This window comes from Streptomyces sp. NPDC050121, assembly GCF_044460385.1.
GTDB lineage: Bacteria > Actinomycetota > Actinomycetes > Streptomycetales > Streptomycetaceae > Streptomyces > Streptomyces soliscabiei.
Window position 1 is genome coordinate 20,945 of record NZ_JBITJV010000028.1, and the last position, 25,608, is coordinate 46,552.

The window sequence follows — 25,608 nt, forward strand, 5'->3', positions numbered from 1 at the left end:
CCCGTCCGTACGAAACGAGTGCGCCAAACGGGAACCCCCAGACCTGTGACCGGAGGAGTGCAGTGGCAGCCAACGACCGGGCGGCAGCTCCCGGAAAGTCCGGTGGGAGTTCCGGTGCCGACGGCCTGATGCGCGCCGCGCTGAGCGCGGTCGCCCCCGGCACAGCCCTGCGCGACGGCCTGGAACGGGTGCTGCGCGGCAACACCGGCGGACTCATCGTGCTGGGCTCCGACAAGACGGTCGAGGCGATGTGCACCGGCGGCTTCGTCCTGGACGTGGAGTTCGCGGCGACGCGCCTGCGTGAGCTGTGCAAGCTCGACGGCGGCATCGTGGTCTCCTCCGACCTGTCGAAGATCCTCCGGGCCGGCGTCCAACTGGTGCCGGACCCCACCATCCCCACGGAGGAGACGGGCACCCGGCACCGCACGGCGGACCGGGTCAGCAAGCAGGTCGGCTTCCCGGTCGTCTCGGTCTCCCAGTCCATGCGCCTGATCGCCCTGTACGTCGACGGACAGCGCCGCGTCCTGGAGGACTCCGCGGCGATCCTGTCCCGCGCGAACCAGGCCCTGGCGACCCTGGAGCGCTACAAGCTCCGGCTGGACGAGGTCGCGGGAACGTTGTCAGCGCTGGAGATCGAGGACCTGGTGACGGTCCGGGACGTCTCCGCGGTGGCCCAGCGCCTGGAGATGGTCCGTCGCATCGCCACCGAAATCGCCGAATACGTGGTCGAACTGGGCACGGACGGGCGTCTGCTCGCCCTCCAGCTCGACGAGTTGATCGCGGGCGTGGAGCCGGAGCGCGAGCTGGTGGTCCGGGACTACGTGCCCGAGCCCACCGCCAAGCGCTCCCGCACGGTCGACGAGGCGCTGTACGAGCTGGACGCGCTCACCCACGCCGAGCTCCTCGAACTGTCCACGGTGGCCCGCGCGTTGGGCTACACCGGCTCCCCCGAGGCCCTCGACTCGGCGGTCTCCCCGCGCGGTTTCCGGCTCCTGGCGAAGGTGCCGCGCCTGCCCGGCGCGATCATCGACCGCCTGGTGGAGCACTTCGGCGGCCTGCAGAAGCTCCTCGCCGCCAGCGTCGACGACCTCCAGACGGTGGACGGCGTGGGCGAGGCGAGGGCGCGCAGCGTCCGCGAGGGCCTGTCACGCCTGGCGGAGTCGTCGATCCTGGAGCGGTACGTCTAGGTCGGTCCAGCCGACCAGACACTCCAGCCGCCTGCTGTAGCCGTAGCCGTATGTCCTGGCTGTCTGCTCTAGTCGTCCTTCAGCACGAACGACGTCTGTGCCTTCGCGAACCCCGGAGCCTTGGCCTCCACCAGGTACGTCCCCGCTCCGGCCGTGCCCGCCGGAGGCGTCGCGCACTCCGGGGCGCTCGGCTTGCGGTCCCACTTCAGGGTGTACGTGAAGCTGTCCCCGGCCGGCACCCGGTACAGCAGGCTCCCGGACGCCTTGGGGCAGTCCGCGGACGACCAGTAGTCGTCGTCGGCGCCCGCCTTGGTGATCGTCAACACCGCGGTCTTCGGACCGAGATCGACCTTGCAGTCGCTTCCCGAGCTGTTCTTCGCGATCAGCTGGAACGTGGGCGTCCGGTCCGGCGAGTACACGTTCTGGACGCTGCGCAGGCTCACCGTGACCACGCCGGCGGTGCAGTTGGGCAGGGTCGTCCCGGCCGGCAGCGTCGTCGCCGTACCGCTGCCGCCGCCGGCCCCGCCGCTGCCGTTGGAGCCGTCGCCGTTGGCGCCGTCGTCGTTGGCGCCGGAGCCCGCCGAGCCGCCGTCCGAGCCACCGGAGCCGGCGCCGCCCCCCGAGCCCGCATCCGATCCCGAGCCGGTCCCGCTGGTGGTGCCTTCGCTCGACTCGTCGCGCCCGCCCGGGTTTTGGCTGATCGCAGGCCCGGATCCGGAGGGCCCCGGCGTGATGGAGGACGCGGGATTCTTGCCGCCGCCCCCGTCGGCGCCGTTCTTGCCGCCGCCACCGCCCGACGTGACCACCCACAGGATCAGCAGCGCCAACAGGGCGAACACGGACAGCAGTACGACCCTCCGACGCCAGTAGATGGAGGAGGGAAGCGGCCCGACCGGATTGCGCAGAGATCCCACGGCGCAAACTGTACGAGAGATCGACGCGTTCGCTGGCCCCACCCGCCGCCGCGACGACAACTTTTCCGGATCATCATCCCGGAAACCACGGCCCCCGCACCCGACTTCGGCCCGCGCGCCCGGCTCCCCTTGGCGATCGCACCCGTCACACCTCTGGCCATGGCTACGGCACGCGCGCGTGCCGCCCTCCCGGCGCCCGGCCCGGGCGAGTGGCGGTACGCGCGCGTGCCCCGCTACGCATGGCAGGATCGGAAGGGCCATGACTGCGCCCACGAAGCCCCCGCACAGCAGCCCCGCCCGCGCCGACGCCGACGCCCCTGGAGCGGACCTGCACTCCCCGGTGATCGACTGGTTCGACGACAACGCCCGCGACCTGCCCTGGCGGCGCCCCGAGGCCGGTGCGTGGGGTGTGATGGTCAGCGAGTTCATGCTCCAGCAGACGCCGGTCAGCCGCGTCCTGCCGGTCTACGAGCAGTGGCTCGCCCGCTGGCCGCGCCCCGCCGACCTGGCCGCGGACGCGCCCGGCGAGGCGGTACGCGCGTGGGGGCGGCTCGGCTACCCGCGCCGCGCCCTGCGGCTGCACGGCGCCGCGGTGGCGATAACGGAACGGCACGGCGGCGACGTACCGTCGGACCACGCACAACTGCTCGCGCTGCCCGGCATCGGCGAGTACACGGCCGCGGCCGTCGCCTCCTTCGCGTACGGGCAGCGGCATGCCGTCCTGGACACCAACGTCCGCCGGGTCTTCGCACGGGCCGTCACGGGCGTGCAGTACCCGCCCAACGCCACCACGGCCGCCGAGCGCAAGCTGGCCCGCGCCCTGCTGCCCGACGACGAGCCGACCGCCGCGCGCTGGGCCGCCGCGTCCATGGAGCTCGGGGCGCTCCTCTGCACGGCAAAGAACGAGACCTGCGTGCGCTGCCCGATCGCCGCGCAGTGCGCCTGGCGGCTCGCGGGCAAGCCGGAGCACGACGGCCCGCCGCGCCGCGGCCAGACGTACGCGGGCACCGACCGTCAGGTCAGGGGCAAGCTGCTCGCCGTGCTGCGCGCCGCGCACGTGCCCGTGCCGCAGTCGGCGCTCGACCGGGTGTGGCACGAGCCGGTGCAACGCGCGCGTGCTCTCGACGGCCTCGTCGCGGACGGACTGGTGGAGCCGCTCCCGGGCGGGCTGTACCGCCTGCCGCTGACCTGACACGGGCCTCGCACACTGGTCTGACACACGGTCATTTCACAGACAAGCGGCTTCGTTACGACCGATGACAAGCCTTTGTCACACCCAACCGCCGGATAAATCGACCCATATCCACATCATTCACCCCGCCCCTTTACCCCGAACCTCTCGCCGTTACACAACCGACGGACAGCTGAGTGCTAGCCGAAGGCTGCTCCGCACAGCGCCGTGACAACACCTCCGTAGCTTCAGTTGCGTAGTCGGCAGGGACACAGCGGGCTACAGACCAGAAGCAGTGAACCGGCGGCGGACAGTCCGTCGGAACGGGGAATCGGAGGCGGTTGACCATGACGCAGGGCGAGGTGCTCGAGTTCGAGGAGTATGTCCGCACCCGGCAGGACGCGCTGCTGCGCAGCGCCCGCCGGCTGGTCCCGGACCCGGTTGACGCTCAGGACCTCCTGCAGACCGCCCTCGCCCGGACGTACGGCCGCTGGGACGGCATCGCGGACAAGCGGCTCGCGGACGCCTACCTGCGCCGGGTCATGATCAACACGCGGACCGAGTGGTGGCGGGCCCGCAAACTCGAGGAGGTCCCCACCGAGCAGCTCCCGGACGCCTGTGTGGACGACTCCACCCAGCAGCACGCGGACCGCGCCCTGCTGATGGACGCGATGAAGGTGCTCGCTCCGAAGCAGCGCAGCGTCGTCGTGCTGCGACACTGGGAGCAGATGTCCACGGAGGAGACAGCCGCCGCCCTCGGCATGTCGGCGGGAACGGTCAAGAGCACGCTGCACCGAGCGCTCGCCCGGCTCCGCGAGGAGCTGGAAGCCCGCGATCTGGACGCACGCGCGCTGGAGCGTGAGGAGCGGGAGCGTTGCGCGGCGGCCTGACCAAGGCCGGGCCCACACCGGCCCGAGGCACCATCCAGGCGGCGATCACGGCGATGTCCGTGCTCGCCGCCCTCGCCCTTTTCGTCTCCGCCTGCGCCACCGGCGGCACCGGTGCCCGTGACGAGGGCCCGGCCCACCCCGACGCCGCGGCGGGTGTGACCGCCTCGCCCTCCGCCGCCCCCACCGCCACCCTCGACCAGGCGGACGCGATTCAGCTCATCAAGGACGACCCCGCGGTCTCGGCGGAGGTCAAGCGCGAGTTGAAGCCCTGCGTCGGCGACGAGTACCCGGTCGACGTCTCCTACGGCAACCTCACCGGCGGCTCCGGCGACGACCTCATCATCAACGTCGTCACCTGCGGCGACGCCGTCGGCGTCGGCTCGTATGTGTACCGGGAGAACGCCGACGGCTATGAGAACGTGTTCAAGGCCGAGGATCCTCCGGTCTACGCGGAGATCGACCGGGGCGACCTGGTGGTGAGCAAGCAGGTGTACGAGAAAGGCGACCCGGTCTCCAGCCCGTCCGGCGAGAACGTGATCACCTACCACTGGGCCGCGGGCCGCTTCATGAAGGAGTTCAGCTGGCACAACGACTACAGCGGCGTCGGCGACGGAGAACCGACGGTGATGGCGTCGAAGGCCGGCTGACCTGCCCGGGAGGGGCCGGCCGAAAAAATCTTCCGGCAGCGTGAACCGATCGGGCCGCTCGTTCCGATCAATGGATGTCGGGCGAGGCGGGCCGCACGAAAAATGAACGCTCGTCGCGCTACGGGCGTCCATTCAAGGGGCACCCTCGACAGGACACCGACAGCTTGACGGACCGCAGACTGGCAGCACACGGACTGACGGGCCTCAGACTGACGGCCGACCCGCGCACCACAACGCATACGCATCGCATACTCATACGAGAACTGAGAGCACCGGGATGGCAGACCAGACACACGTCCTGTTCGTCGAGGACGACGACGTCATCCGCGAAGCCACCCAGCTCGCCCTGGAGCGGGACGGCTTCGCGGTCACCGCGATGCCCGACGGCCTGTCGGGTCTGGAGGCGTTCCGTGCCGACCGCCCCGACATCGCGCTCTTGGACGTCATGGTGCCCGGCCTGGACGGCGTGAGCCTGTGCCGGCGCATCCGGGACGAGTCCACCGTGCCGGTGATCATGCTGTCGGCGCGCGCCGACTCCATCGACGTCGTCCTCGGCCTGGAGGCCGGCGCCGACGACTATGTGACCAAGCCCTTCGACGGCGCCGTGCTGGTCGCCCGGATCCGCGCCGTGCTGCGCCGCTTCGGCCACGCGGGCGGCGGCGACCGCACCGAGCCCGCCGGCTCCGCCGCCGGTGGCGTGCTGACCTTCGGCGACCTGGAGGTCGACACGGACGGCATGGAGGTGCGCCGGGCCGGACAGCCGGTAGCGCTGACCCCGACCGAGATGCGCCTGCTGCTGGAGTTCTCCTCCGCTCCGGGCACGGTCCTCTCGCGCGACAAACTGCTGGAGCGGGTGTGGGACTACGGCTGGGGCGGCGACACCCGGGTCGTCGACGTCCATGTGCAGCGGCTGCGAACGAAGATCGGACAGGACCGTATCGAGACGGTCCGCGGCTTCGGCTACAAGCTGAAGGCCTGAGCGGGGCAGGGGCGGGAGTATGCGGGGGATGATCCGGCACCTGATTCCGGCCCGTACGGAGCGCATGGGCATCCGTACGGGTCTGCGATGGAAGCTGAGCGCGGCGATCGCGCTGGTCGGCGCGCTGGTGGCGATCACTCTGAGCCTGGTCGTGCACAACGCCGCACGCGTGTCCATGCTGGACAACGCGCGCGACCTCGCCGACGAGCGCGTCCATGTCGCCCAGCGCAACTACGAGGCGTCGGGGCGGCCGAACTTCCCCAACATCAAGATCGACGACTCGAACCTGCCGCCGGCGTTGGAGGAGAAGGTCCGGGACGGCCGCCGGGCCACGTTCGTCTCCGACCGCGCGGGCGGTGTGCCGGACATCTGGGCGGCCGTGCCGGTCAAGGACGGGCATGTGCTCTCCCTGCACACCGGGTTCACCGACCGCAGCACGGACATCCTCAACGACCTCGACCAGGCTCTGGTGATCGGCTCGATCGCGGTCGTCCTCGGCGGCAGCGCGCTCGGCGTCCTCATCGGCGGGCAGCTCTCGCGCCGGCTGCGCAAGGCGGCGGCCGCGGCGAACCAGGTCGCCAAGGGAGAGTCGGACGTCCGGGTACGGGACGCCATCGGCGGGGTCGTGCGCGACGAGACCGACGATCTGGCGAGCGCGGTCGACGCCATGGCGGACACCCTTCAGGAACGGCTGGAGGCCGAGCGCAGGGTCACCGCCGACATCGCGCACGAACTGCGCACCCCGGTGACGGGACTGCTGACGGCCGCCGAGCTGCTGCCGCCCGGCCGGCCGACGGAGCTGGTCCTGGACCGGGCGAAGGCCATGCGCACCCTCGTCGAGGATGTGCTGGAGGTGGCCCGTCTCGACGGCGCCTCGGAGCGGGCCGAGCTGCAGGACATCGTGCTGGGCGAGTTCGTGGCCCGGCGGGTGGCGGCCAAGGACCCGGACATCGAGGTGCGGGTGGTGCACGAGTCGATGGTCACGACCGACCCGCGCCGCCTGGAGCGGGTCCTGTTCAACCTGCTCGCCAACGCCGCCCGGCACGGCAAGTCGCCGATCCAGGTCACCGTCGAGGGCCGGGTCATCCGGGTCCGCGACCACGGCCCCGGCTTCCCCGCGGACCTGCTCGCCGAGGGGCCGAGCCGCTTCCGCACCGGCAGCACCGACCGCGCCGGACACGGCCACGGGCTCGGCCTGACCATCGCGGCGGGCCAGGCCCGTGTCCTGGGCGCCCGGCTGACCTTCCGCAACGTACGGCCCGCGGGAGCACCCGAGCACATACCGTCCGAGGGCGCCGTCGCCGTCCTGTGGCTGCCCGAGCACGCGCCGACGAACACGGGAAGCTATCCGAGGATGCCGTGAGGGCGGCCCGCGCGAGCTGCGACCGGTGGCCGGGACGGCGAGCGGAGCGCCTGGTCGGCGAGCCGAGGGCCGGGGCGCGAGCCGAGTGCCGGGGCGGCGAGCCGAGTGCCTCGATGCCGTACGGCTGCTCCTACGGCGGAGCGTCTCCTCGGCCCGCTCGATACGGCCGTGCATGAGGGACTGGCCGGGCGTCCCGCCGTAGGCCTGCCTCCTTGAAGGCACGGACGAAGTGGCGGCGGGAGCAGCCGGCGTGCCCCCTTTGAGGCAGCGACCCTCGGTGGAGGAGCCCGCACACGGGGGGGGCGACCATGTCCGCGAGAGCGGTGCCCGTCCAGGCGCGCAGGAAGGCCCCCCGGGGCGGACACCGCCGGGGGGCCTTCGTTCAGGGCGAGGTCAGACCTCGACCATGGTGGGCGGTGCGGGCGCCGCACCGCCGCTCGCCTCGTCCGTCTTCTGCGGCCCCGCCCCCTTCAACGGAACCTCCTTCACGAACACCGCCGCGACCAGCGCGGCCACCGCCACCACGGCCCCCAGCAGGAACGCCGAGTGGGTGCCGGCCGACACCGCGTGCTGGTAGGCATCCCGGGCCTTCGCGGGCAGCTTGGCCAGGCTGGCCGCGTCCAACTGCGCGGACCGCTCGGTGATTTTCGAGCCCAGTGCTCCGGCCCGCTTGGACATGACGTCCTGGACCCGGTTGTTGAACAGCGCGCCCATGATCGCGACGCCGAAGGAGGAGCCGAGGGTACGGAAGAGCGTGGTGGACGAGGACGCGACGCCCATGTCCTTCATCTCGACGCTGTTCTGCGCGACCAGCATCGTGATCTGCATCAGGCAGCCCATGCCGAGTCCGACGACGGCCATGAAGACACCGGAGGTGAAGCGGCTGGTCCCGGTGTCCATCGTGGACAGCAGGTACAGGCCGATGACCATGAGGACGCTGCCGACGACCGGGAAGATCTTGTACTTGCCGCTGCTCGTGGTCACCCGGCCCGCGACCATCGAGGTGACCAGCATGGCGCCGAGCATCGGCAGGAGCAGCAGCCCGGAGTTGGTCGCGGAGGCGCCCTGCACGGACTGCTGGTACAGCGGCAGGAAGAGGGTCGCGCCGAACATCACGAAACCGGTGATGAAGCCGATGATCGACATCAGGGTGAAGTTGCGGCTGCGGAAGATGTGCAGCGGCACGATCGGCTCGGCCGCCTTGGTCTGCCAGTACACGAACCCGATGAGCGAGGCGACACCGATGCCGATGAGCTCCATGATCCGTGCGGACGTCCAGGCGTACTCCGAGCCGCCCCAGGTGGTGACGAGGACGATGGAGGTGATGCCGACGGTCAGCAGTGCGACACCGAGGTAGTCGATGCCCGCCTTCGACCGCTTCTTCGGCAGGTGCAGGACGGTGCTGATGAGGGCCAGCGACACCGCGCCGAGCGGCAGGTTGATGTAGAAGGACCAGCGCCAGCCCCAGTTGTCGGTGATGGTGCCGCCGACGAGCGGGCCGCCGATCATCGCGAGCGCCATGACTCCGGCCATCATGCCCTGGTACTTGCCGCGCTCCCGCGGCGGGATCAGGTCGCCGATGATCGCCATCACGCCGACCATCAGGCCACCCGCGCCGAGGCCCTGGATCGCGCGGAAGCCGATGAGCTCGCCCATGTTCTGGGCCATGCCGCTGAGCGCGGATCCGACCAGGAACAGCACGATCGACGACATGAAGACGCCCTTGCGGCCGTACATGTCGCCGAGCTTGCCCCAGATCGGGGTGGAGGCGGCGGTCGCGAGGGTGTACGCGGTCACCACCCAGGAAAGGTGTTCGAGGCCGCCCAGGTCGCCGACGATCGTCGGCATCGCCGTGCCCACGATCATGTTGTCGAGCATCGCGAGCATCATCGTGATCATCAGTGCGAGCAGGACGACCCGCACGCTCCTCGGCGGTTTCTCCGCCCCGGTCTCCGCTGTCTTTGTGTCCGCCATCTTCCCCACTCCCCTGGGTACTCCCCCCGACCGGCCACTTACTTGCCGCCCGGCTAGTTCACTACACTGGGAAGGTAGACCTGTCACTAGCCGGGCGTCAAGTAAGTTCCCGCCTCAGACTAGCCGGGCGGCAAGTAAGTGTCCGCGGGAGCTCAAGGAGTACGAGGATGGACGTCATCATGGACGGCACCAAGCAGCAGCGCCGGGGCAACACCCGACAGCGCATCCAGGACGTCGCACTCGAACTCTTCGCCGAGCAGGGCTACGAGAAGACCTCCCTCCGCGAGATCGCGGAGCGCCTGGAGGTCACCAAGGCTGCCTTGTACTACCACTTCAAGACCAAGGAAGAGATCATCGTCAGCATCTTCAGGGATCTGACGAAGCCGATCGAAGACCTGATCGAGTGGGGCAGGAACCAGCCGCACACCCTGGAGACCAAGCAAGAGCTCGTCCGCCGCTACAGCCAGGCCCTCTCCGAGGCGACCCCGCTCTTCCGCTTCATGCAGGAGAACCAGGCGACGGTGCGGGAACTCCAGATCGGCGACTCGTTCAAGGACCGCACGCGCAGCCTGCGCGACATCATCATCGACCCGGACGCTCCCCTGACCGACCAGGTCCGCTGCGTGAGCGCCATCTTCACGCTGCACGCCGGCATGTTCTTCCTGCAGGACCTCGAAGGCGACCCCGAGGACAAGCGGGAAGCCGTCCTCGAGGTCGCCATCGATCTGGTGACGCAGGCGCACCAGGGCGCCTGATCACGCGAGCGTCAGACCTTCACGCCCTTGGCGTGCAGGAAGGCGACGGGGTCGATCGCCGAGCCGTAGTTCGCGGTCGTACGGATCTCGAAGTGCAGGTGCGGACCGCTGGTGTTGCCGGTGTTGCCGGACAGCGCGATCTTCTGGCCCGTCTTGACGATCTGGCCGATCTTCACGTCGATCTGCGAGAGATGGGCGTACTGCGAGTAGACGCCGTTGGCGTGCTTGATCACGATGGCGTTGCCGTAGGCCGGGCCGTCACCGGCGCCGTTGCCGCCGGCCTTGACCACGGTGCCGCCGTGCGCGGCCATCACCTTGGTGCCGCTCGGCACGGCGAAGTCCTGACCGCTGTGGGTGGACTGCCACATGGCGCCGGCCTGGGCGAAGCTCGCGGTCAGCGTGTACTTCTTCACCGGGTCGATCCAGGAGGCGGCGGAGACGGTCGTCTTGGCGGCGGGCGCGGCGGCAGGGGCGGCGGCGGACGCCACTCCGGTTCCCAACACGACCGAGGCGCCGACGGCGGCGGCCCCGACGGCCACGCGGGTGCGGAGCAGGGACGTACGGGAAGAACGGAACGTGACGTGCTGGAACATCGAAGACCTCATGGGAACGGGGACAGAGGAAACCACCCGGCACGAAGCTCTGCCGGAGTGGCCATCCCTTGGTAACCCGAGGGCCCACATACGCCCAAACGTGTGATCTGCGACGGAAGCTAGTACTTCACCTGAAAATTTCCCACTTATTGACAGATCGCTCTTTCACGACATTTTCGACATCGGTCCATGTCAGAAGCCGGAGCGGGGGCGGGAGTGGGGGCCAGGAATCCAGGCTCGATATCCCTTTTCTGTGCATTTATGGCGACTAACCGGGCTAGTAGGGCCCTATTCGCCTGTGCGGCATGTCACCGGCCGCCCACCTCAAGGGACTTCGAAATGTGACGGCGACTACTCCCGCGCCCCGCAGGCCACTTGTGACCCCGGTCACGATCGCAGACAAGAGTCTGTGACCAGCCTCTCATCGACCACTACCGTCCAGTAACCCGCTGGTTCCCCTCAGGCCACCCCCAGCGATCAGCATGCCCACGACACCGGCAACGCAAGGACGCGAGAGGACCCCACACATGACCAGAGGCACCTGGACGCGCCGCATAGCCATGACCGCCGCGGCGACGGCCGCGGTCACCGCGATGGCCGTCCCGGTCGGCGCCCAGGCCGCGACGGCCACCGGCACCTCCACCGTCGCCACCGCCTCCGCGGCTGCTGCGGAGGACGTCGACTACGCCACCTGGCAGCAGGACTGCCAGGCCGTGGTGGACAAGGCCCTGCCGGCGCTGAAGCAGCGCATCGCCGCCGCCAAGCCGGGCGAGAAGCAGGCGATCGTCTTCGACATCGACAACACCACCCTGGAGACCGACTTCGGCTTCAGCTACCCGCAGCCGGCCAACAAGCCGGTCCTCGACGTCGCCAAGTACGCCCAGGAGCACGGCGTCTCCCTGTTCTTCGTCACCGCCCGCCCGGGCATCATCTCCGGGGTGACCGACTACAACCTCAAGTACGTCGGCTACCAGGTCTCCGGGCTCTACGTGCGCGGCTTCCTCGACCTCTTCAAGGACGTCGCCGCCTACAAGACCGCCCAGCGCGTGAACATCGAGAGCAAGGGCTACACGATCATCGCGAACATCGGCAACAGCGCCACCGACCTCTCCGGCGGCCACGCCGAGACGACGTACAAGCTGCCGGACTACGACGGGCAGCTGTCGTAAGCCATCGCGGACATGCAAGAGGGGCCGGTGCCTTTCAGCACCGGCCCCTCTTGTCAGCTCGGACGGAGGCTCGGCTCCCGGAGGCTCAACCCCGGAGGGTCACGCGTCCTTGCTCAGGTTCGGTCCGGCGCCGCCGGCCGCCTGCTCGATCGGGGGGACGTCGGGCAGGGCCGACTTCTCCTCGCCGCGGAAGGTGAAGGTCTTGGTCTCACCCTCGCCCTCCGTGTCCACGACCACGATGTGACCGGGGCGCAGCTCACCGAAGAGGATCTTCTCCGAGAGCGTGTCCTCGATCTCGCGCTGGATGGTGCGACGCAGCGGACGCGCACCCAGCACCGGGTCGTAACCCTTCTTGGACAGCAGCTCCTTGGCGGACTGGGAGAGCTCGATGCCCATGTCCCGGTCCTTGAGGCGCTCGTCGACCTTGCCGATCATCAGGTCGACGATCCGCAGGATGTCCTCCTGCGTCAGCTGCGGGAAGACCACCACGTCGTCGACGCGGTTGAGGAACTCGGGGCGGAAGTGCTGCTTGAGCTCGTCCGAGACCTTGTTCTTCATGCGCTCGTAGTTGGACTTCTTGTCGCCCGAGGCCGCGAAGCCCAGGTTGAAGCCCTTGGAGATGTCCCGGGTGCCGAGGTTGGTCGTCATGATGATGACCGTGTTCTTGAAGTCCACGACCCGGCCCTGGGAGTCGGTCAGACGACCGTCCTCCAGGATCTGCAGCAGCGAGTTGAAGATGTCCGGGTGGGCCTTCTCGACCTCGTCGAAAAGGACGACGGAGAACGGCTTGCGGCGGACCTTCTCGGTCAGCTGGCCGCCCTCTTCGTAACCCACGTATCCGGGCGGGGAACCGAAGAGACGCGACACCGTGTGCTTCTCGCTGAACTCCGACATGTCGAGGGAGATCAGCGCGTCCTCGTCGCCGAAGAGGAACTCGGCGAGCGCCTTGGAGAGTTCGGTCTTACCGACACCGGACGGGCCGGCGAAGATGAACGAACCACCCGGACGCTTCGGGTCCTTGAGGCCGGCACGCGTACGACGGATCGCCTTCGACAGCGCCTTGACGGCGTCGACCTGACCGATGACCCGCTTGTGGAGCTCGTCCTCCATGCGCAGCAGACGCGAGGACTCCTCCTCGGTCAGCTTGAAGACCGGGATGCCGGTGGCGGTCGCGAGGACCTCGGCGATCAGCTCGCCGTCCACCTCGGCGACGACGTCCATGTCGCCGGCCTTCCACTCCTTCTCCCGCTTGGCCTTGGCGGCCAGGAGCTGCTTCTCCTTGTCGCGGAGGGAGGCGGCCTTCTCGAAGTCCTGCGAGTCGATCGCGGACTCCTTGTCGCGGCGCACACCCGCGATCTTCTCGTCGAACTCGCGCAGGTCCGGCGGCGCGGTCATCCGGCGGATGCGCATCCGGGAACCGGCCTCGTCGATCAGGTCGATCGCCTTGTCCGGCAGGAAGCGGTCCGAGATGTAGCGGTCGGCCAGGGTGGCGGCCTGGACCAGCGCCTCGTCGGTGATGGAGACGCGGTGGTGGGCCTCGTACCGGTCACGCAGACCCTTGAGGATCTCGATCGTGTGCGGCAGGGACGGCTCGGCGACCTGGATGGGCTGGAAGCGGCGCTCGAGGGCCGCGTCCTTCTCCAGGTGCTTGCGGTACTCGTCCAGCGTGGTGGCGCCGATGGTCTGCAGCTCACCGCGGGCCAGCATCGGCTTCAGGATCGAAGCGGCGTCGATGGCGCCCTCGGCGGCACCCGCACCGACCAGCGTGTGCAGCTCGTCGATGAACAGGATGATGTCGCCGCGGGTGCGGATCTCCTTGAGGACCTTCTTCAGGCGCTCCTCGAAGTCACCGCGGTAGCGGGAGCCGGCGACCAGCGCGCCGAGGTCCAGGGTGTAGAGGTGCTTGTCCTTGAGGGTCTCGGGCACCTCGCCCTTGACGATGGCCTGGGCGAGGCCCTCGACGACGGCGGTCTTGCCGACGCCGGGCTCACCGATCAGGACCGGGTTGTTCTTGGTGCGGCGGGACAGCACCTGCATGACCCGCTCGATCTCCTTCTCGCGCCCGATGACCGGGTCGAGCTTGGACTCACGAGCGGCCTGGGTGAGGTTCCGGCCGAACTGGTCGAGGACCAGGGACGTCGAGGGCGTGCCCTCGGCAGGCCCGCCGGCGGTGGCGGTCTCCTTGCCCTGGTAGCCGGAGAGCAGCTGGATGACCTGCTGCCGCACCCGGTTGAGATCTGCGCCCAGCTTGACGAGGACCTGGGCGGCGACGCCCTCGCCCTCGCGGATCAGGCCGAGCAGGATGTGCTCCGTGCCGATGTAGTTGTGGCCCAGCTGAAGGGCCTCGCGGAGCGACAGCTCCAGGACCTTCTTGGCACGGGGGGTGAAGGGGATGTGCCCGGACGGGGCCTGCTGGCCCTGGCCGATGATCTCCTCCACCTGCTGGCGGACCGCCTCGAGCGAAATCCCGAGGCTCTCAAGGGCCTTGGCGGCGACACCCTCACCCTCGTGGATCAGGCCCAGGAGGATGTGCTCGGTGCCGATGTAGTTGTGGTTGAGCATCCGGGCTTCTTCCTGAGCCAGGACGACAACCCGCCGCGCGCGGTCGGTGAACCTCTCGAACATCGTTAATCGCTCCTCAGAGCGGTCAGGCAGTGGGGGGAACTTCCCCTCCCTGTCCTTCCGCAGCTTAGTCCCGCAAGCGGGGACCGCTCATTCCAACTGCCGACACCGTCGATGGCCTCCTGACCCCGAACGCCGACATCTGCTCCAACCCGATGGTGCGAGACGATGTTCCCGCAGGCCAGGCAGTTACCCCACTCGCCAGTACGCCGATGGCGAACGTGAGACGGCCTTTTCTGCGTGTCGCCCCCTCCCACTAGGGATGTCTTACCCGCTGGGACTGACACTCCATGCCGTGGGCACCGGTTCCCTCCGCTACGGGCGAACAACCTTGCGCCTCCCGACGCCCCCACCCGCCCCGACAGTCGACACACGGCGCAGCCATGGGAACACCCAGCGTAACTTGGGAGCCTTTTGGGCGGTTGCGCTTGGCATGGTTGGCTCAATCCCCCCGGCTGCCGGCTCGGCCGCCTCTGCGATCCTCACGGTTCCCCTCCCCCGACGGCCGCTCGATTCGGATGATCCGGACGGTCCGGACGGTCCGGACGATCAGGCGGACCGGATCCGCGGCTGGTACGAGAACGAATTGGGCTGGGCGACCGTGCCCGGGGAACCGGTACGACTTTTGGTGGGCGAGCGCTTCGACGTCCTGGACGTACCGGCCGAGGCGGGCCTCGCGGCGCTGCGGCGCCTGGCGCCGGGCTCGCCGGTGGCCGCGCGGGGCGACCGGCTGCGGCTGCTCGTGGCAGCGGGCGGCGCGGAGGAGGTGCCGGGGATCCTGCGATGGCTGGAGTGGGGCGCGCTGCCCCTGGATCTGACGGCGATCGGCGCGGGCGGCCGCATCGAGGCGCCGTTGCCGCCCGACCAGAACCCGGGCCGGCATGCGGGCGGCCGGGACGTGAGCCGCGATCCGGGCCGGGTCACCGGGCCTCTCACGGGCCTGGACAGCCCCGGGCCGGTGCAGGGGGCCGCCGTGTGGCTGCGGCCCCCCGTGGCAGGGCGCGAGGTCGAGGCCTCGCTGCCGACGATGTCGGCCATGGGGGACGTTGGGGGCGCCCCCGATCTCGTACGGCTGGTGGACACGCTGGCGACGCATTGTCACCGTGTCCGGCTGCGGCGCGCGAGCGCTCAGCCGTTGGCCTTCTCGTAGGCCTCGCGAATGGACGCGGGAACACGGCCACGGTCATTGACCTCGTAACCGTTCTCCTTCGCCCACGCACGGATCTGAGCGGTGTCCTGGCTGCCGCCGGAAGTGGCGCGCGCCTTTCCACGCCCACCCGAAGCACGGCCACCGGTACGACGGCCACCCTTCACGTAGGGCTCCAGAAGTCCACGCAGCTTGTCCGCATTGGTAGTCGTGAGATCGATCTCGTACGTCTTGCCGTCCAGCGCGAACGTCACGGTCTCGTCCGCCTCGCCGCCGTCGAGGTCGTCGACAAGAAGGACCTGAACCTTCTGTGCCACCGGATTTCCTTTCATCGAAAACGTGAGGGACGGGGGTCCGCGGCGTCCGCCGTTTAGCCGCGCCCTGTTATATGCAGTACTGCAGTACGTCGGAAAGCAAACCGCTTTTCCTGGGAAAACACAAACCCCTGACAGAGACCGGCAGCCCACCCCGGACCGGAAACGTGCGCGTTTCGGACATAGGGAACCCCGGCTAGGCGGGTCGGGCGGAATGGACGGCCACGATCACAGATGCAGAAGCATCCGGCTGTTGCCCAAGGTGTTCGGTTTCACTCGTTCGAGTCCGAGGAACTCCGCGACGCCCTCGTCATAGGAACGCAACAGCTCCGCGTAGACATCGGTGTCGACCGGCGTCTCGCCGATCTCCACGAAGCCGTGCTTGCCGAAGAAGTCCACTTCGAAGGTCAGGCAGAAAACGCGGCGAACCCCGAGCCAGCGTGCGGTGTGGAGCAACTTCTCCAACAACTGGTGACCGACGCCGGCGCCCTTGAGCCCGGGCTTCACCGCGAGAGTGCGGACTTCCGCCAGGTCTTCCCACATGACATGCAGGGCGCCGCAGCCGACCACCTCGGCGTTGTCGTCGCGTTCGGCCACCCAGAACTCCTGGATGTCCTCGTAAAGCGTCACCGTCGCTTTGTCGAGCAGGATGCCGCCGCGGACGTAGGCGTCAAGGAGACGGCGGACGGCTGGGACATCGCCGGTCCGGGCCCGCCGGACGGTGATGGCTTTAGCGGTGACTTCGGGGTTCTCGGCGGAGGGACTCTCTGCGGACATGCGCCGGACGCTATCGCCCGTCGGCCTCCGTTGCCGAGGCGGGGTTCTCCCCCGTAGTCGCGGTACTTGCCGTAGTCGCCGTACTCCCTGCGCTCCCGGCACTGTCCCCAGTGGCGGGTTCGGCGGTTTCGGGACCTTGGACCATGCGTACGGCGTCGCGCAGCGCGTGTCGCTGTTCGTCGCTCATCATCCCGAAGAAGGCGACGAGAGCGGCTGCGGGGTTGTCGCTCTGCGCCCAGGCGTCGTTCATCAGGGCGGCGGCGTAGGCGGCCCGGGTGGAGACCGCCTCATATCGATAGGCCCGGCCTTCCGCTTCACGGCGCACCCAGCCCTTCTGATGGAGATTGTCCAAAACGGTCATCACCGTGGTGTACGCGATGGACCGTTCCTGCTGAAGGTCTTCCAGGACTTCTCGAACGGTCACCGGGCGGTTCCACTTCCACACCCGCGTCATGACCGCGTCTTCGAGTTCTCCCAATGGGCGAGGCACAGCTCAGAACAATAGTGGGAGATCTCGCCGATCGCGTGTCGGACGTGCACTTTCATCAACAAACAGGAACAAAAAGGGCGTGCGGGCCCCGAAAGGAGCCGCACGCCCTGGATGGCCGCGGAAGCGTCGTGACCCGGTCAGGCGTCGGGGCTCGCGGAGGCCTGGCGGGTGCCCTCCGCGCGCGCGAGGGCGGCGTCGACGACCGCGTCCTCCTTGGCCTTGTTGGCCCCGCCCTGGGTCTTCACGATCACCCTGATCACACCGATGAAGAACACGGCCATGACGACGGGGGGCACGAGCGCGGAGACGTAGTCCATGGATCCAGGGTAGCCAGGGAGGAACGGGACATCCGGGCGGGGTCGCCCGGCGACGGCACTCGTCTCAGCCTGCGGCCAGCCGCTGCTGGTCAGGGGTGGCGGGCGGCGGGGTCGGCTTGCGGCGCGGGAAGACCTCGCCCGGCGTCGGGATGGGCCGGCGGGCGGGCTCCGGGGCGGGCGGCCCGGCGGGACGGGGGCCGGGGCCGGGGCCGGGCGCAGGCGCGGGTGGCGCCGGCTTCTCGGCGGGTTTCTTCCTGGGCTCCTCTCCCGGACGCTCGCCCGCGTCCTCGGCCATCGCGGAGAGGCGGGCGCAGCCTTCGGCGGAGCGGCCCCCAGGAAGGGCCAGGAGGCGCGTACGGGACGCCGGGACGGCGGGAGCGGGCACTGAGAGCCTGCGGGCCGTACGGCGGGCCAGGCGGACGCGTACGTCCTGTTCGGCGAGCGTCTGGCAGCGGTCCAGCAGGACGGCGGCCGCGGGATTGCCGCGCAGGGCGCGAAGCGCGGCGAGGTCGTCGACGTCGGGCCGGTAGCCGGCGGCCAGGACCTCCTCCAGGAGCGTGAGGTAGCCGGCTGCCGTGCCGGGGAGGGCGGCGCGGTACCGGGCGAGGTCGGCCACCAGGAAGGCCCGCAGCCGGGCGGCCTCGCGCATCGCCTCGTCGAGGGACTCGGCGAGGCGATGGCAGTCCTGGACGTCCTCGGCGGAGACGGGGCCGGGGTGGAGGGCGAGGGCGAGGGCGCGGCGGAGCACACGCAGCTCCTCCGCGCCAAACGCCATGCCGCCGCGGGATCCGTAGGGCGTGGGCATGTCGCGACGATACGCGCTAATCAGACAAATTCGACATAAACGGCGGGTGTGGCGCGCCCCAATCCGACGGAATCCGCCCTGGTGGTGGCTTACATACGCGAGACGTTGCGCTCGTACACCAGCCGCAGCCCGATCAGCGTCAGCCACGGCTCGTGTTCGTCGATCACCGAGGACTCGCCGAGCACCGTCGGCGCCAGCCCGCCCGTGGCGATCACCGTCACGTCGTCCGGGTCGTCCGCCAGCTCGCGGGCCATCCGGGTCACCACTCCGTCCACCTGGCCGGCGAACCCGTAGAGGATGCCGGACTGCATCGCCTCGACCGTGTTCTTGCCGATCACGCTCCGGGGTCTGGCCAGCTCGATCTTGCGCAGCTGTGCGGCCTTGACGCCCAGGGCCTCGACGGAGATCTCGATGCCCGGGGCGATGACGCCGCCGACGTATTCCCCGCGCGCGGAGACCGCGTCGAACGTCGTCGCCGTTCCGAAGTCGACGACGATCGCCGGGCCGCCGTAGAGCTCGTTGGCCGCGACCGCGTTGATGATGCGGTCGGCGCCGACCTCCTTGGGGTTGTCGAAAAGGATCGGCACGCCCGTCTTCACGCCGGGTTCGACGAGCACCGCGGGGACGTCGCCGTAGTAGCGCCGCGTCACCTCGCGCAGCTCGTGCAGCACGGAGGGCACGGTGGCGCAGATCGCGATCCCGTCGATGCCGTCGCCCAGATCGTCCCCGAGGAGCGGGTGCATGCCCATCAGGCCCTGCAGGAGTACGGCGAGCTCGTCCGCGGTGCGGCGGGCGTCGGTGGAGATCCGCCAGTGCTCGACGATGTCCTCACCGTCGAACAGGCCGAGCACGGTGTGCGTGTTGCCCACATCGATCGTCAGCAGCATGGCCGTTCCCCGTTCCTACTCCGCCGCTCGCAGATCCAGACCGATGTCCAGGATCGGCGAGGAGTGCGTCAGGGCGCCCACGGCGAGGAAGTCGACGCCGGTGTCGGCGTACGCCTTGGCGTTCTCCAGGGTGAGCCGGCCCGACGCCTCCAGCAGCGCGCGTCCGCCGACGATGCCGACGGCCTCGGCGCACTCGCCGGGCGTGAAGTTGTCCAGCAGGATCAGATCCGCTCCGGCCTCGACGACCTCGCGCAACTGGTGCAGGGTGTCGACCTCGACCTCGATCGGCACGTCCGGGAAGGCCTCCCGTACGGCCTCGAAGGCGCGGGCCACGCCGCCGGCGGCGACCACGTGGTTGTCCTTGACCAGGGCCGCGTCCGACAGCGACATGCGGTGGTTGACGCCTCCGCCGCAGCGGACGGCGAACTTCTCCAGGGCGCGCAGGCCCGGCGTCGTCTTCCGGGTGTCACGCACGCGTGCCTTGGTGCCCTCCAGGACGTCCGCCCACGCGCGCGTGGCGGTCGCGATGCCGGACAGGCGGCACAGCAGGTTGAGCGCGCTGCGCTCGGCGGTGAGGAGGTCACGCGTGCGCGTGGTGACCGACAGCAGCTTCTGGCCGGCCTCCACCCGGTCGCCGTCCTCGACGTGCCGCTCGACCTCGAACTCGTCCGAGCAGACGACCGAGACGACCGCCTCGGCGATCCTGAGGCCCGCGACCACGCCCGTCTCGCGCGCGGTGAAGTCGGCGGTGGCGACCGCGTCCTCGGGGATGGTCGCGACCGTCGTCACGTCGACACCGTGGTCCAGGTCCTCCTGGATGGCGACGTTGGCGATGTCCTCGACCTCGACGGGGTCGAGTCCGGCGTCGGCCAGGAGCTGGGCGAGCGCGGGGTCGAGCCCGCACTCCAGGTATTCCTCGTCGGCGAACCCGGCGTCGGCGCCACAGGCACAGCCGTCGCCGCAGCCGCCGCTCTGGGCGAGGGGAAGGTCGGGGGTGCTCACTTCTGTCACTGCTCCTGGGGACGGTGCTCCGGCTGGTGCTGCCGGGTCGGGGGGAAGTCTGCGGTATCGGTGGTGTGTACGGCGAGCGTGCGGTCCGGATTCAGCCGGACGACGATGTGACGGCGCCAGTTCGCGTCGTCGCGATCGGCGTGGTCCTCACGCCAGTGGCAGCCGCGCGTCTCCTCGCGCTGCCGGGCGGCGGCGACGAGGACGCGCGCGACGCACAGGAGGTTGGTGGCCTCCCAGGTGTCGACGCCGGGCTCGGCCGTCTTGCCGTTCTCGTCGAGGGCGTCGCGGGCCTCGCTGTGCAGCCTGTGAAGGTGGTCGGCGGCCTTCTCCAGGGACTCTGCGGAGCGCAGGACGCCCGCGCCGTCGGTCATGATCCGCTGGATGGCGAACCGGGCCTCGGGGGCCAGCAGCGGGTGCGCGGGCTTCTCCGGGCGCTCGACGGGCGCCGGCACGCGCGCGTCGAGGCCGTCGTCCGCCTGGCTCGCGGCGATGTCGGCGACGATGCGCTCGGCGTAGACGAGGCCCTCGAGGAGCGAGTTCGACGCGAGCCGGTTCGCGCCGTGCACGCCGGTGCAGGCGACCTCCCCGCACGCGTAGAGGCCCGGCACGGTCGTGCGGCCGTGGGAGTCGGTGCGCACGCCTCCGGAGGCGTAGTGGGCGGCCGGGGCGACCGGGACGGGCTCGGTGACCGGGTCGATGCCGTGCGCCCGGCAGGCGGCGAGGATCGTCGGGAAGCGGTGCTCCCACATGTCGGCGCCGAAGTGCCGGGCGTCGAGGAACATGTGCTCGGCGTCCTGCTCCTGCATACGGCGCATGATGCCCTTGGCGACGATGTCCCGGGGCGCGAGTTCGGCGAGTTCGTGCTGTCCGACCATGAAGCGCACGCCGTCGGCGTCCACCAGGTGGGCGCCCTCACCGCGCACGGCCTCCGAGACGAGGGGCTGCTGGCCCTCCGCGTCGGCGCCGAGGAACAGCACGGTCGGGTGGAACTGGACGAACTCCAGGTCGGAGACCTCCGCGCCCGCGCGCAGGGCCAGCGCCACGCCGTCGCCGGTGGACACCGACGGGTTGGTGGTGGCGGAGAACACCTGCCCCATGCCGCCGGTCGCCAGGACGACCGCTGGGGCGTGCACGGCGCCCACGCCGTCGTGCTGCCCCTCGCCCATGACGTGCAGGGTGACGCCCGCGGTGCGGCCGTCGGCGTCCGTGAGCAGGTCCAGCACGAGCGCGTTCTCGATCGTGCGCAAGCCACGCGCGCGTACCGCTTCGACGAGCGCGCGGGAGATCTCCGCGCCGGTCGCGTCGCCGCCCGCGTGCGCGATACGGCGGCGGTGGTGGCCGCCCTCGCGGGTGAGCTCCAGGCCGCCTTCCTCGGACTCGTCGAAGTGGGCGCCGGTCTCGATCAGCCGGCGCACGGCGTCGGGGCCCTCGGTGACGAGGATCCGTACCGCGTCCTCGTCGCACAGGCCCGCGCCCGCCACCAACGTGTCGTCCAGGTGCTGTTCGGGTGTGTCGCCCTCGCCGAGGGCCGCGGCTATGCCGCCCTGCGCCCAGCGGGTGGAGCCGTCGTCGAGGCGGGCCTTGGTGACGACGACCGTCTTCAGGCCTGCGGCCTCGCAGCGCAGGGCCGCGGTCAGGCCGGCGACGCCGGAGCCGACGACGACGACGTCCGCGGCGATGCTCCACCCGGGTGCGGGCGCGTGCAATCGTATGCCTGTGCTGGTCACGAGGCGGCTCCGAAGGTGAGGGGGAGGTTGTCGATCAGCCGGGTCGTGCCGACCCGGGCGGCGACGGCGAGGACTGCCTCGCCGGTGAAGTCGTCCTCGATCTCGGTGAAGTCGGACGGGTCGACGAGCGCGAGGTAGTCCAGTTGCAGCGGCGGGTCGAGCCGGGCGGCGTCGTCGAGGACCATGCGGGCGGCCGCGCGGACGGCCGCGGGGTTGCCGGGTGTGGCCTTGGCGACGGCGTGCGCGTTGGCGGCCGCGCGGGACTCCCCTATGGCGCTGAGCGCCTCGGCACGCGCCTGCGTGGCGGGCACCTCACGCGCGCGTGCCCGCAGCGCCTCCTGCGCGGCGTGCCGGTCACCGCCCGCGAACAGGGCCTGGGAGAGCGCGAGCGCGGTGCGCCGCTCCTTGGCGGACAGATAGCGGTTGCGGCTGGACAGGGCCAGCCCGTCGTCCTCGCGCACGGTGGGCACGGCGACGATCTCCACACCGAAGTTCAGGTCCCGCACCATGCGGCGGATCAGGGCGAGCTGCTGGGCGTCCTTCTGCCCGAACAGGGCCACGTCGGGCCGGGTGAGGTGCAGCAGCTTGGCGACGACGGTGAGCATGCCGTCGAAGTGCCCGGGGCGCGAACTGCCCTCCAGGCGCTCCCCCATGGGGCCCGCGGTGATGCGGACCTGAGGCTCACCGCCCGGGTAGACCTCGTCCACGGCGGGGGCGAACACGACGTCCGCTCCGGCCTGCTCGGCGATCTTGATGTCGGCGTCCAGGGTGCGCGGGTAGCGGTCGAGGTCTTCGCCCGCGCCGAACTGCAGCGGGTTGACGAAGACCGTCACGACGACCTCGCCGTCCGGCCCGGCGAGCTCGCGGGCGGTGCGCACGAGGGTGGCGTGGCCCTCGTGCAGGGCGCCCATGGTCATCACGACGGCCCGGCGGCCGCCACGCGTGCGTGCGTGCAGTTCGCCGGCGGTGCGGAGCAGGGTGGTGGTCATCCGGCGTCTCCTTCGGTGCCGTGCGGGCCGGGAGTTCCGGGGCTGCCGGGCGTGCCGTGGGCGCCCTCGGCGAGCACGCCGAGGAGGTCCTGGGCGAGTTCGGGCTTGAGGAGGCCGTGGGCGAGTGCGCGGTCCGCGGTCGCGCGGGCCATCGCGAGGTAGCCGGCGACGGTCTGCGGGGCGTGCTCGCGCAGCTCCGCGACGTGCGCGGCGACCGTGCCCGCGTCCCCGCGCGCGACGGGGCCGGTGAGCGCCCCGTCGCCGGAGCGCAGCGCGTTGTCGAGGGCGGCGCCGAGGAGCGGGCCGAGCATCCGGTCGGGGGCGTCGACGCCGGCCGCGCGCAGCAGCTCCATGGACTGGGCGACCAGGGTGACCAGGTGGTTGGCGCCCAGGGCGAGGGCCGCGTGGTAGAGCGGCCGGCGTTCCTCGGCGATCCACTCCGGCTCGCCGCCCATCTCGATCACGAGGGCCTCCGCGGCCAGCCGCAGCTCGTCGGGCGCGGTGACGCCGAAGGAGCAGCCGGCCAGGCGCTGGACGTCCACGGGTGTGCCGGTGAACGTCATCGCCGGGTGCAGCGCGAGCGGCAGCGCGCCCGCGCGCAGGGCGGGGTCGAGGACCTTCGCGCCGTACCGCCCGGAGGTGTGCACGAGCAGCTGGCCCGGCCGTACGGCGCCGGTCTCGGCGAGGCCCTCCACGAGGCCGGGCAGGGTGTCGTCGGGGACGGTCAGCAGCACCAGGTCGGAGCGCTGGAGGACCTCGGCGGGCGGGACGAGGGGCACGTCGGGCAACAGGAGCGCGGCGCGCCGCCTGGAGGCGTCGGAGACGCCGGAGACGGCGACCGGGCGGTGCCCGGCGAGCTGGAGGGAGGCGGCCAGGGCAGGACCCACCCGGCCGGCACCGACCACGCCCACGGCGAGCCGCGCGGGGCGGTCCCTGGGGTCTGGCTGTTGGGCTGTACTCACGCGACGACGGCCTTCCGTTCCAGTCCGCTCCGGGTACCGGACGATTTCTCGTCATGTTAACGCGATCGGTTCGAGGGGCGTCCGGTTGTCCACAGGCTGTGGGCTTTCCCACCCGCCTCCCACCGGCCTCCGACCCGCCTCCCACCGGCTTCCGACCCGCTTGCCCACTGTTTCTCCGCTGTGTCCCCGGCTCTTTCCCGCTGCGTCCCCGGCTTCTTCCCCACTGCGGGGCCGGCTGCTTTCCGGTGCGGGGCCGGGGGCCGTAAATGCGCGTGCCGATGCGAACCGCCACACGGCATCATCCGGGGCATGGCGAACACGGCAGAGCACGACGACGAGAAGACGGCGCGGCAGCGCCTGCGGGAGCGGCGGGCGGTCGCCTTCCGGGAGGCGGAACGCGTCCTGTCGCGCGGCGGCTTCCGGAGCCCGCTGCGGGATCGGCTGGCCCTGCTGCAGGAGGCCGAACACGTCTACGACCTGGACGAACCCGCGGACATCTACGGCGACGGAGTCGTGGAGGCCCTTGAGAGGCGGGTCGCCGGGCTGCTGGGGACGGAGGCCGCGGCGTTCTTCCCGACCGGCACCATGGCTCAGCAGATCGCCCTGCGCTGCTGGGCGGGCCGCACCGGCAACCCCACGGTCGCGCTGCACGCGCTGAGTCATCCCGAGGTATGGGAGCGGGGCGCGTTCACCACCGTCAGCGAGCTGCGCACGGTCCAGGTGACCCGCGAGCCCCGCCTGCCCACGGCCGAGGAGGTCCGCGCCTTCGAGGAGCCCTTCGGGGCGCTGATGCTGGAACTGCCCCTCAGGGACGCCGGTTTCGTACTGCCGTCCTGGGAGGAGCTGACGGAGGTCGTCGAGGCGGCGCGCGAACGCGACGCGGTGGTGCACTTCGACGGCGCGCGCCTGTGGGAGACGACCCACCACTTCGGCCGCCCTCTGCACGAGATAGCGGACCTGGCGGACAGCGTCTATGTGTCGTTCTACAAGTCCCTCGACGGCTTCGGCGGCGCCGCGCTCGCCGGCCCGAAGTCGCTGGTGGAGGAGGCGAAGACCTGGCGGCACCGCTACGGCGGAATGATCTTCCAGCAGTTCCCCACCGTCCTGTCCGCCCTCATCGGCCTGGAGCGGGAGCTGCCCCGGCTGCCGGAATACGTGGCCCACGCGCGCGTGGTGGCCGCCGCACTGCGAGAGGGGTTCGCCGAGGCCGGTGTGCCGTGGGCCCGCGTGCACCCCGAGGTGCCGCACACCCACGAGTTCCAGGTCTGGCTGCCGTACGAGGCGGACGTGCTCGCCGAGGCGGCGGCGCTCCAGGCCGAGGAGACGAAGACGATGCTCTTCGCCACCGCCTGGGAGCGCGGCGGTCCGGGGCTGTCCCTCACCGAGGTCCCCGTCCGCGCCGCCGGCCTCACGTGGACGTCGGACGACGTGAAGGCGGCGGTCGCGGACTTCATGGACCGGGTGGCACGCGTGGCCGAGGAGACCGGCAAGCAGGGGGTCAGCAGGTAGGGGGCAGCAGGTAGGAGGTCAGGCGGGGGTCAGCAGGTAGGGCGCGGGCGCAGTCGGCGGGCCAGGGCCCGCCGCAGCCTTCCGCGCGCGGGACGGCCCGCGAGGACCGCGCGGAACTGCTGGTGGTCGCGCAGTTCGCGCATCACCTGCCAGTCGTGGGCGCCGGGCGCCGGGACGGGAGGCTCCCCGTGCTGCCGGGCGCGGTAGGCGTCGAGGGCGTACTGCTGCGTGATGCTCATGGCCGATGCCTCTTCAGGTCTTCAGGACGTGTCGGGTCTTCAGGACATGTCCGGTCTTCAGGACGTGTCGGGATGTGGAAGGGGAATCCGGAAGGCTCCGCGGCGGCCCCGGTGTCCTCAGGCTGCGCCCGGCCCGCGCCCCGCGTCGCGTCGATTGACGGCGGCCGTCA

25 protein-coding genes are annotated in these 25,608 nt (G+C 70.6%); 10 read left to right on the forward strand and 15 right to left on the reverse strand.

Annotated features, from left to right (window positions below; genetic code table 11):
• Nucleotides 1–62 precede the first annotated feature (62 nt).
• Nucleotides 63–1,187, forward strand: coding sequence for a DNA integrity scanning diadenylate cyclase DisA (gene disA / locus ACIBTS_RS33575; RefSeq protein WP_319348177.1), 1,125 nt, complete (start codon nt 63–65; stop codon nt 1,185–1,187).
• A gap of 68 nt (nt 1,188–1,255) precedes the next feature.
• Here the strand turns inward: disA and ACIBTS_RS33580 are convergent, their stop codons facing one another.
• Nucleotides 1,256–2,101 (reverse strand): hypothetical protein, encoded by an 846-nt coding sequence (locus ACIBTS_RS33580; protein ID WP_399324450.1) that lies wholly within the window; start codon nt 2,099–2,101, stop codon nt 1,256–1,258.
• Nucleotides 2,102–2,360: 259 nt separating this feature from the next.
• Here ACIBTS_RS33580 and ACIBTS_RS33585 point away from each other — a divergent pair, with 259 nt between their 5' ends.
• The 5 genes from ACIBTS_RS33585 (at nt 2,361) to cseC (ending at nt 7,151) form a co-directional block, all read left to right on the forward strand.
• The gene (locus ACIBTS_RS33585; RefSeq protein WP_319676968.1) at nt 2,361–3,293 is read left to right on the forward strand and encodes an A/G-specific adenine glycosylase; all 933 of its coding nucleotides are present in this window, start codon (nt 2,361–2,363) and stop codon (nt 3,291–3,293) included.
• Between the two features lie 326 nt (nt 3,294–3,619).
• Nucleotides 3,620–4,162, forward strand: a complete 543-nt coding sequence (locus ACIBTS_RS33590; RefSeq protein WP_079660664.1) for a SigE family RNA polymerase sigma factor — start codon at nt 3,620–3,622, stop codon at nt 4,160–4,162.
• Entirely contained in the window at nt 4,147–4,809 is a 663-nt protein-coding gene (locus ACIBTS_RS33595; RefSeq protein ID WP_399324453.1) for a hypothetical protein, read from the forward strand. The genes ACIBTS_RS33590 and ACIBTS_RS33595 overlap by 16 nt, the downstream gene beginning before the upstream one ends.
• Before the next feature lie 277 nt (nt 4,810–5,086).
• Complete coding sequence (cseB, locus tag ACIBTS_RS33600) at nt 5,087–5,788, forward strand: two-component system response regulator CseB (RefSeq protein ID WP_319675998.1); 702 nt, start codon at nt 5,087–5,089, stop codon at nt 5,786–5,788.
• A 28-nt stretch (nt 5,789–5,816) separates the two neighbouring features.
• The gene (gene cseC / locus ACIBTS_RS33605; protein ID WP_399324455.1) at nt 5,817–7,151 is read left to right on the forward strand and encodes a two-component system sensor histidine kinase CseC; all 1,335 of its coding nucleotides are present in this window, start codon (nt 5,817–5,819) and stop codon (nt 7,149–7,151) included.
• A 393-nt stretch (nt 7,152–7,544) separates the two neighbouring features.
• On the opposite strand, the gene ACIBTS_RS33610 is transcribed toward cseC, so the two are convergent.
• Nucleotides 7,545–9,125, reverse strand: coding sequence for an MDR family MFS transporter (locus tag ACIBTS_RS33610; RefSeq protein WP_399324457.1), 1,581 nt, complete (start codon nt 9,123–9,125; stop codon nt 7,545–7,547).
• A 167-nt stretch (nt 9,126–9,292) separates the two neighbouring features.
• Between ACIBTS_RS33610 and ACIBTS_RS33615 the strand changes: the two genes are divergently transcribed.
• Nucleotides 9,293–9,880: a TetR/AcrR family transcriptional regulator gene (locus ACIBTS_RS33615; RefSeq protein ID WP_399324459.1), complete on the forward strand. Its 588-nt coding sequence runs from the start codon at nt 9,293–9,295 to the stop codon at nt 9,878–9,880.
• An 11-nt stretch (nt 9,881–9,891) separates the two neighbouring features.
• Here the strand turns inward: ACIBTS_RS33615 and ACIBTS_RS33620 are convergent, their stop codons facing one another.
• A complete protein-coding gene (locus ACIBTS_RS33620; protein ID WP_319675994.1) occupies nt 9,892–10,473 on the reverse strand; it encodes a M23 family metallopeptidase in 582 nt (193 codons plus the stop codon).
• Nucleotides 10,474–11,000: 527 nt separating this feature from the next.
• Between ACIBTS_RS33620 and ACIBTS_RS33625 the strand changes: the two genes are divergently transcribed.
• Nucleotides 11,001–11,642 (forward strand): HAD family acid phosphatase, encoded by a 642-nt coding sequence (locus ACIBTS_RS33625; RefSeq protein ID WP_399324461.1) that lies wholly within the window; start codon nt 11,001–11,003, stop codon nt 11,640–11,642.
• Nucleotides 11,643–11,741: 99 nt separating this feature from the next.
• Here the strand turns inward: ACIBTS_RS33625 and ACIBTS_RS33630 are convergent, their stop codons facing one another.
• A complete protein-coding gene (locus ACIBTS_RS33630; RefSeq protein WP_079660672.1) occupies nt 11,742–14,267 on the reverse strand; it encodes an ATP-dependent Clp protease ATP-binding subunit in 2,526 nt (841 codons plus the stop codon).
• Nucleotides 14,268–14,697: 430 nt separating this feature from the next.
• On the opposite strand from ACIBTS_RS33630, the gene ACIBTS_RS33635 reads away from it, so the two are divergent.
• The gene (locus tag ACIBTS_RS33635) at nt 14,698–15,414 is read left to right on the forward strand and encodes an SCO3374 family protein (protein ID WP_399324462.1); all 717 of its coding nucleotides are present in this window, start codon (nt 14,698–14,700) and stop codon (nt 15,412–15,414) included.
• On the opposite strand, the gene ACIBTS_RS33640 is transcribed toward ACIBTS_RS33635, so the two are convergent.
• The 10 genes from ACIBTS_RS33640 to ACIBTS_RS33685 form a co-directional block, all read right to left on the reverse strand.
• Nucleotides 15,393–15,728 (reverse strand): Lsr2 family protein, encoded by a 336-nt coding sequence (locus ACIBTS_RS33640; protein WP_079660675.1) that lies wholly within the window; start codon nt 15,726–15,728, stop codon nt 15,393–15,395. The two genes, ACIBTS_RS33635 and ACIBTS_RS33640, sit on opposite strands and share 22 nt — an antisense overlap.
• Before the next feature lie 225 nt (nt 15,729–15,953).
• On the reverse strand, nt 15,954–16,502 hold the full coding sequence (locus ACIBTS_RS33645) for an amino-acid N-acetyltransferase (RefSeq protein WP_319675991.1): 549 nt from the start codon (nt 16,500–16,502) through the stop codon (nt 15,954–15,956).
• 10 nt (nt 16,503–16,512) lie between these two features.
• The gene (locus ACIBTS_RS33650) at nt 16,513–16,956 is read right to left on the reverse strand and encodes a BlaI/MecI/CopY family transcriptional regulator (RefSeq protein WP_231976453.1); all 444 of its coding nucleotides are present in this window, start codon (nt 16,954–16,956) and stop codon (nt 16,513–16,515) included.
• A 173-nt stretch (nt 16,957–17,129) separates the two neighbouring features.
• On the reverse strand, nt 17,130–17,309 hold the full coding sequence (locus ACIBTS_RS33655) for a hypothetical protein (protein WP_319675990.1): 180 nt from the start codon (nt 17,307–17,309) through the stop codon (nt 17,130–17,132).
• A 64-nt stretch (nt 17,310–17,373) separates the two neighbouring features.
• A complete protein-coding gene (locus ACIBTS_RS33660; RefSeq protein WP_399324586.1) occupies nt 17,374–18,084 on the reverse strand; it encodes a hypothetical protein in 711 nt (236 codons plus the stop codon).
• A gap of 119 nt (nt 18,085–18,203) precedes the next feature.
• Nucleotides 18,204–19,001 carry a type III pantothenate kinase gene (locus ACIBTS_RS33665; RefSeq protein WP_319675428.1) on the reverse strand — a complete coding sequence of 266 codons (798 nt, stop codon included), beginning with the start codon at nt 18,999–19,001 and terminating at the stop codon, nt 18,204–18,206.
• Nucleotides 19,002–19,016: 15 nt separating this feature from the next.
• Nucleotides 19,017–20,003: a carboxylating nicotinate-nucleotide diphosphorylase gene (nadC, locus tag ACIBTS_RS33670; protein WP_319675427.1), complete on the reverse strand. Its 987-nt coding sequence runs from the start codon at nt 20,001–20,003 to the stop codon at nt 19,017–19,019.
• Between the two features lie 5 nt (nt 20,004–20,008).
• Nucleotides 20,009–21,739, reverse strand: coding sequence for an L-aspartate oxidase (locus ACIBTS_RS33675; RefSeq protein ID WP_399324465.1), 1,731 nt, complete (start codon nt 21,737–21,739; stop codon nt 20,009–20,011).
• Nucleotides 21,736–22,728, reverse strand: coding sequence for a pantoate--beta-alanine ligase (panC, locus tag ACIBTS_RS33680; protein WP_399324467.1), 993 nt, complete (start codon nt 22,726–22,728; stop codon nt 21,736–21,738). Before panC ends, ACIBTS_RS33675 begins: the two co-directional genes overlap by 4 nt.
• Nucleotides 22,725–23,690, reverse strand: a complete 966-nt coding sequence (locus ACIBTS_RS33685) for a DUF2520 domain-containing protein (protein WP_319675424.1) — start codon at nt 23,688–23,690, stop codon at nt 22,725–22,727. The genes panC and ACIBTS_RS33685 overlap by 4 nt, the downstream gene beginning before the upstream one ends.
• Before the next feature lie 309 nt (nt 23,691–23,999).
• On the opposite strand from ACIBTS_RS33685, the gene ACIBTS_RS33690 reads away from it, so the two are divergent.
• A complete protein-coding gene (locus ACIBTS_RS33690; RefSeq protein ID WP_399324469.1) occupies nt 24,000–25,199 on the forward strand; it encodes a threonine aldolase family protein in 1,200 nt (399 codons plus the stop codon).
• Nucleotides 25,200–25,228: 29 nt separating this feature from the next.
• On the opposite strand, the gene ACIBTS_RS33695 is transcribed toward ACIBTS_RS33690, so the two are convergent.
• The gene (locus ACIBTS_RS33695) at nt 25,229–25,438 is read right to left on the reverse strand and encodes a hypothetical protein (RefSeq protein WP_099936209.1); all 210 of its coding nucleotides are present in this window, start codon (nt 25,436–25,438) and stop codon (nt 25,229–25,231) included.
• Nucleotides 25,439–25,608 lie beyond the last annotated feature (170 nt).

Coding starts and splice junctions, on each gene's coding strand:
- ACIBTS_RS33650 (WP_231976453.1), bottom strand. CDS start 16,956: ATGACGCGGGTGTGGAAGTGGAACCGCCCGGTGACCGTTCGAGAAGTC.
- ACIBTS_RS33660 (WP_399324586.1), bottom strand. CDS start 18,084: ATGGCGTTTGGCGCGGAGGAGCTGCGTGTGCTCCGCCGCGCCCTCGCC.
- ACIBTS_RS33645 (WP_319675991.1), bottom strand. CDS start 16,502: ATGTCCGCAGAGAGTCCCTCCGCCGAGAACCCCGAAGTCACCGCTAAA.
- ACIBTS_RS33665 (WP_319675428.1), bottom strand. CDS start 19,001: ATGCTGCTGACGATCGATGTGGGCAACACGCACACCGTGCTCGGCCTG.
- ACIBTS_RS33695 (WP_099936209.1), bottom strand. CDS start 25,438: ATGAGCATCACGCAGCAGTACGCCCTCGACGCCTACCGCGCCCGGCAG.
- ACIBTS_RS33585 (WP_319676968.1), top strand. CDS start 2,361: ATGACTGCGCCCACGAAGCCCCCGCACAGCAGCCCCGCCCGCGCCGAC.
- ACIBTS_RS33690 (WP_399324469.1), top strand. CDS start 24,000: ATGGCGAACACGGCAGAGCACGACGACGAGAAGACGGCGCGGCAGCGC.
- ACIBTS_RS33590 (WP_079660664.1), top strand. CDS start 3,620: ATGACGCAGGGCGAGGTGCTCGAGTTCGAGGAGTATGTCCGCACCCGG.
- ACIBTS_RS33615 (WP_399324459.1), top strand. CDS start 9,293: ATGGACGTCATCATGGACGGCACCAAGCAGCAGCGCCGGGGCAACACC.
- ACIBTS_RS33610 (WP_399324457.1), bottom strand. CDS start 9,125: ATGGCGGACACAAAGACAGCGGAGACCGGGGCGGAGAAACCGCCGAGG.
- panC (WP_399324467.1), bottom strand. CDS start 22,728: ATGACCACCACCCTGCTCCGCACCGCCGGCGAACTGCACGCACGCACG.
- ACIBTS_RS33635 (WP_399324462.1), top strand. CDS start 14,698: ATGGTTGGCTCAATCCCCCCGGCTGCCGGCTCGGCCGCCTCTGCGATC.
- ACIBTS_RS33620 (WP_319675994.1), bottom strand. CDS start 10,473: ATGTTCCAGCACGTCACGTTCCGTTCTTCCCGTACGTCCCTGCTCCGC.
- ACIBTS_RS33630 (WP_079660672.1), bottom strand. CDS start 14,267: ATGTTCGAGAGGTTCACCGACCGCGCGCGGCGGGTTGTCGTCCTGGCT.
- cseB (WP_319675998.1), top strand. CDS start 5,087: ATGGCAGACCAGACACACGTCCTGTTCGTCGAGGACGACGACGTCATC.
- ACIBTS_RS33625 (WP_399324461.1), top strand. CDS start 11,001: ATGACCAGAGGCACCTGGACGCGCCGCATAGCCATGACCGCCGCGGCG.
- ACIBTS_RS33655 (WP_319675990.1), bottom strand. CDS start 17,309: ATGGACTACGTCTCCGCGCTCGTGCCCCCCGTCGTCATGGCCGTGTTC.
- cseC (WP_399324455.1), top strand. CDS start 5,817: ATGATCCGGCACCTGATTCCGGCCCGTACGGAGCGCATGGGCATCCGT.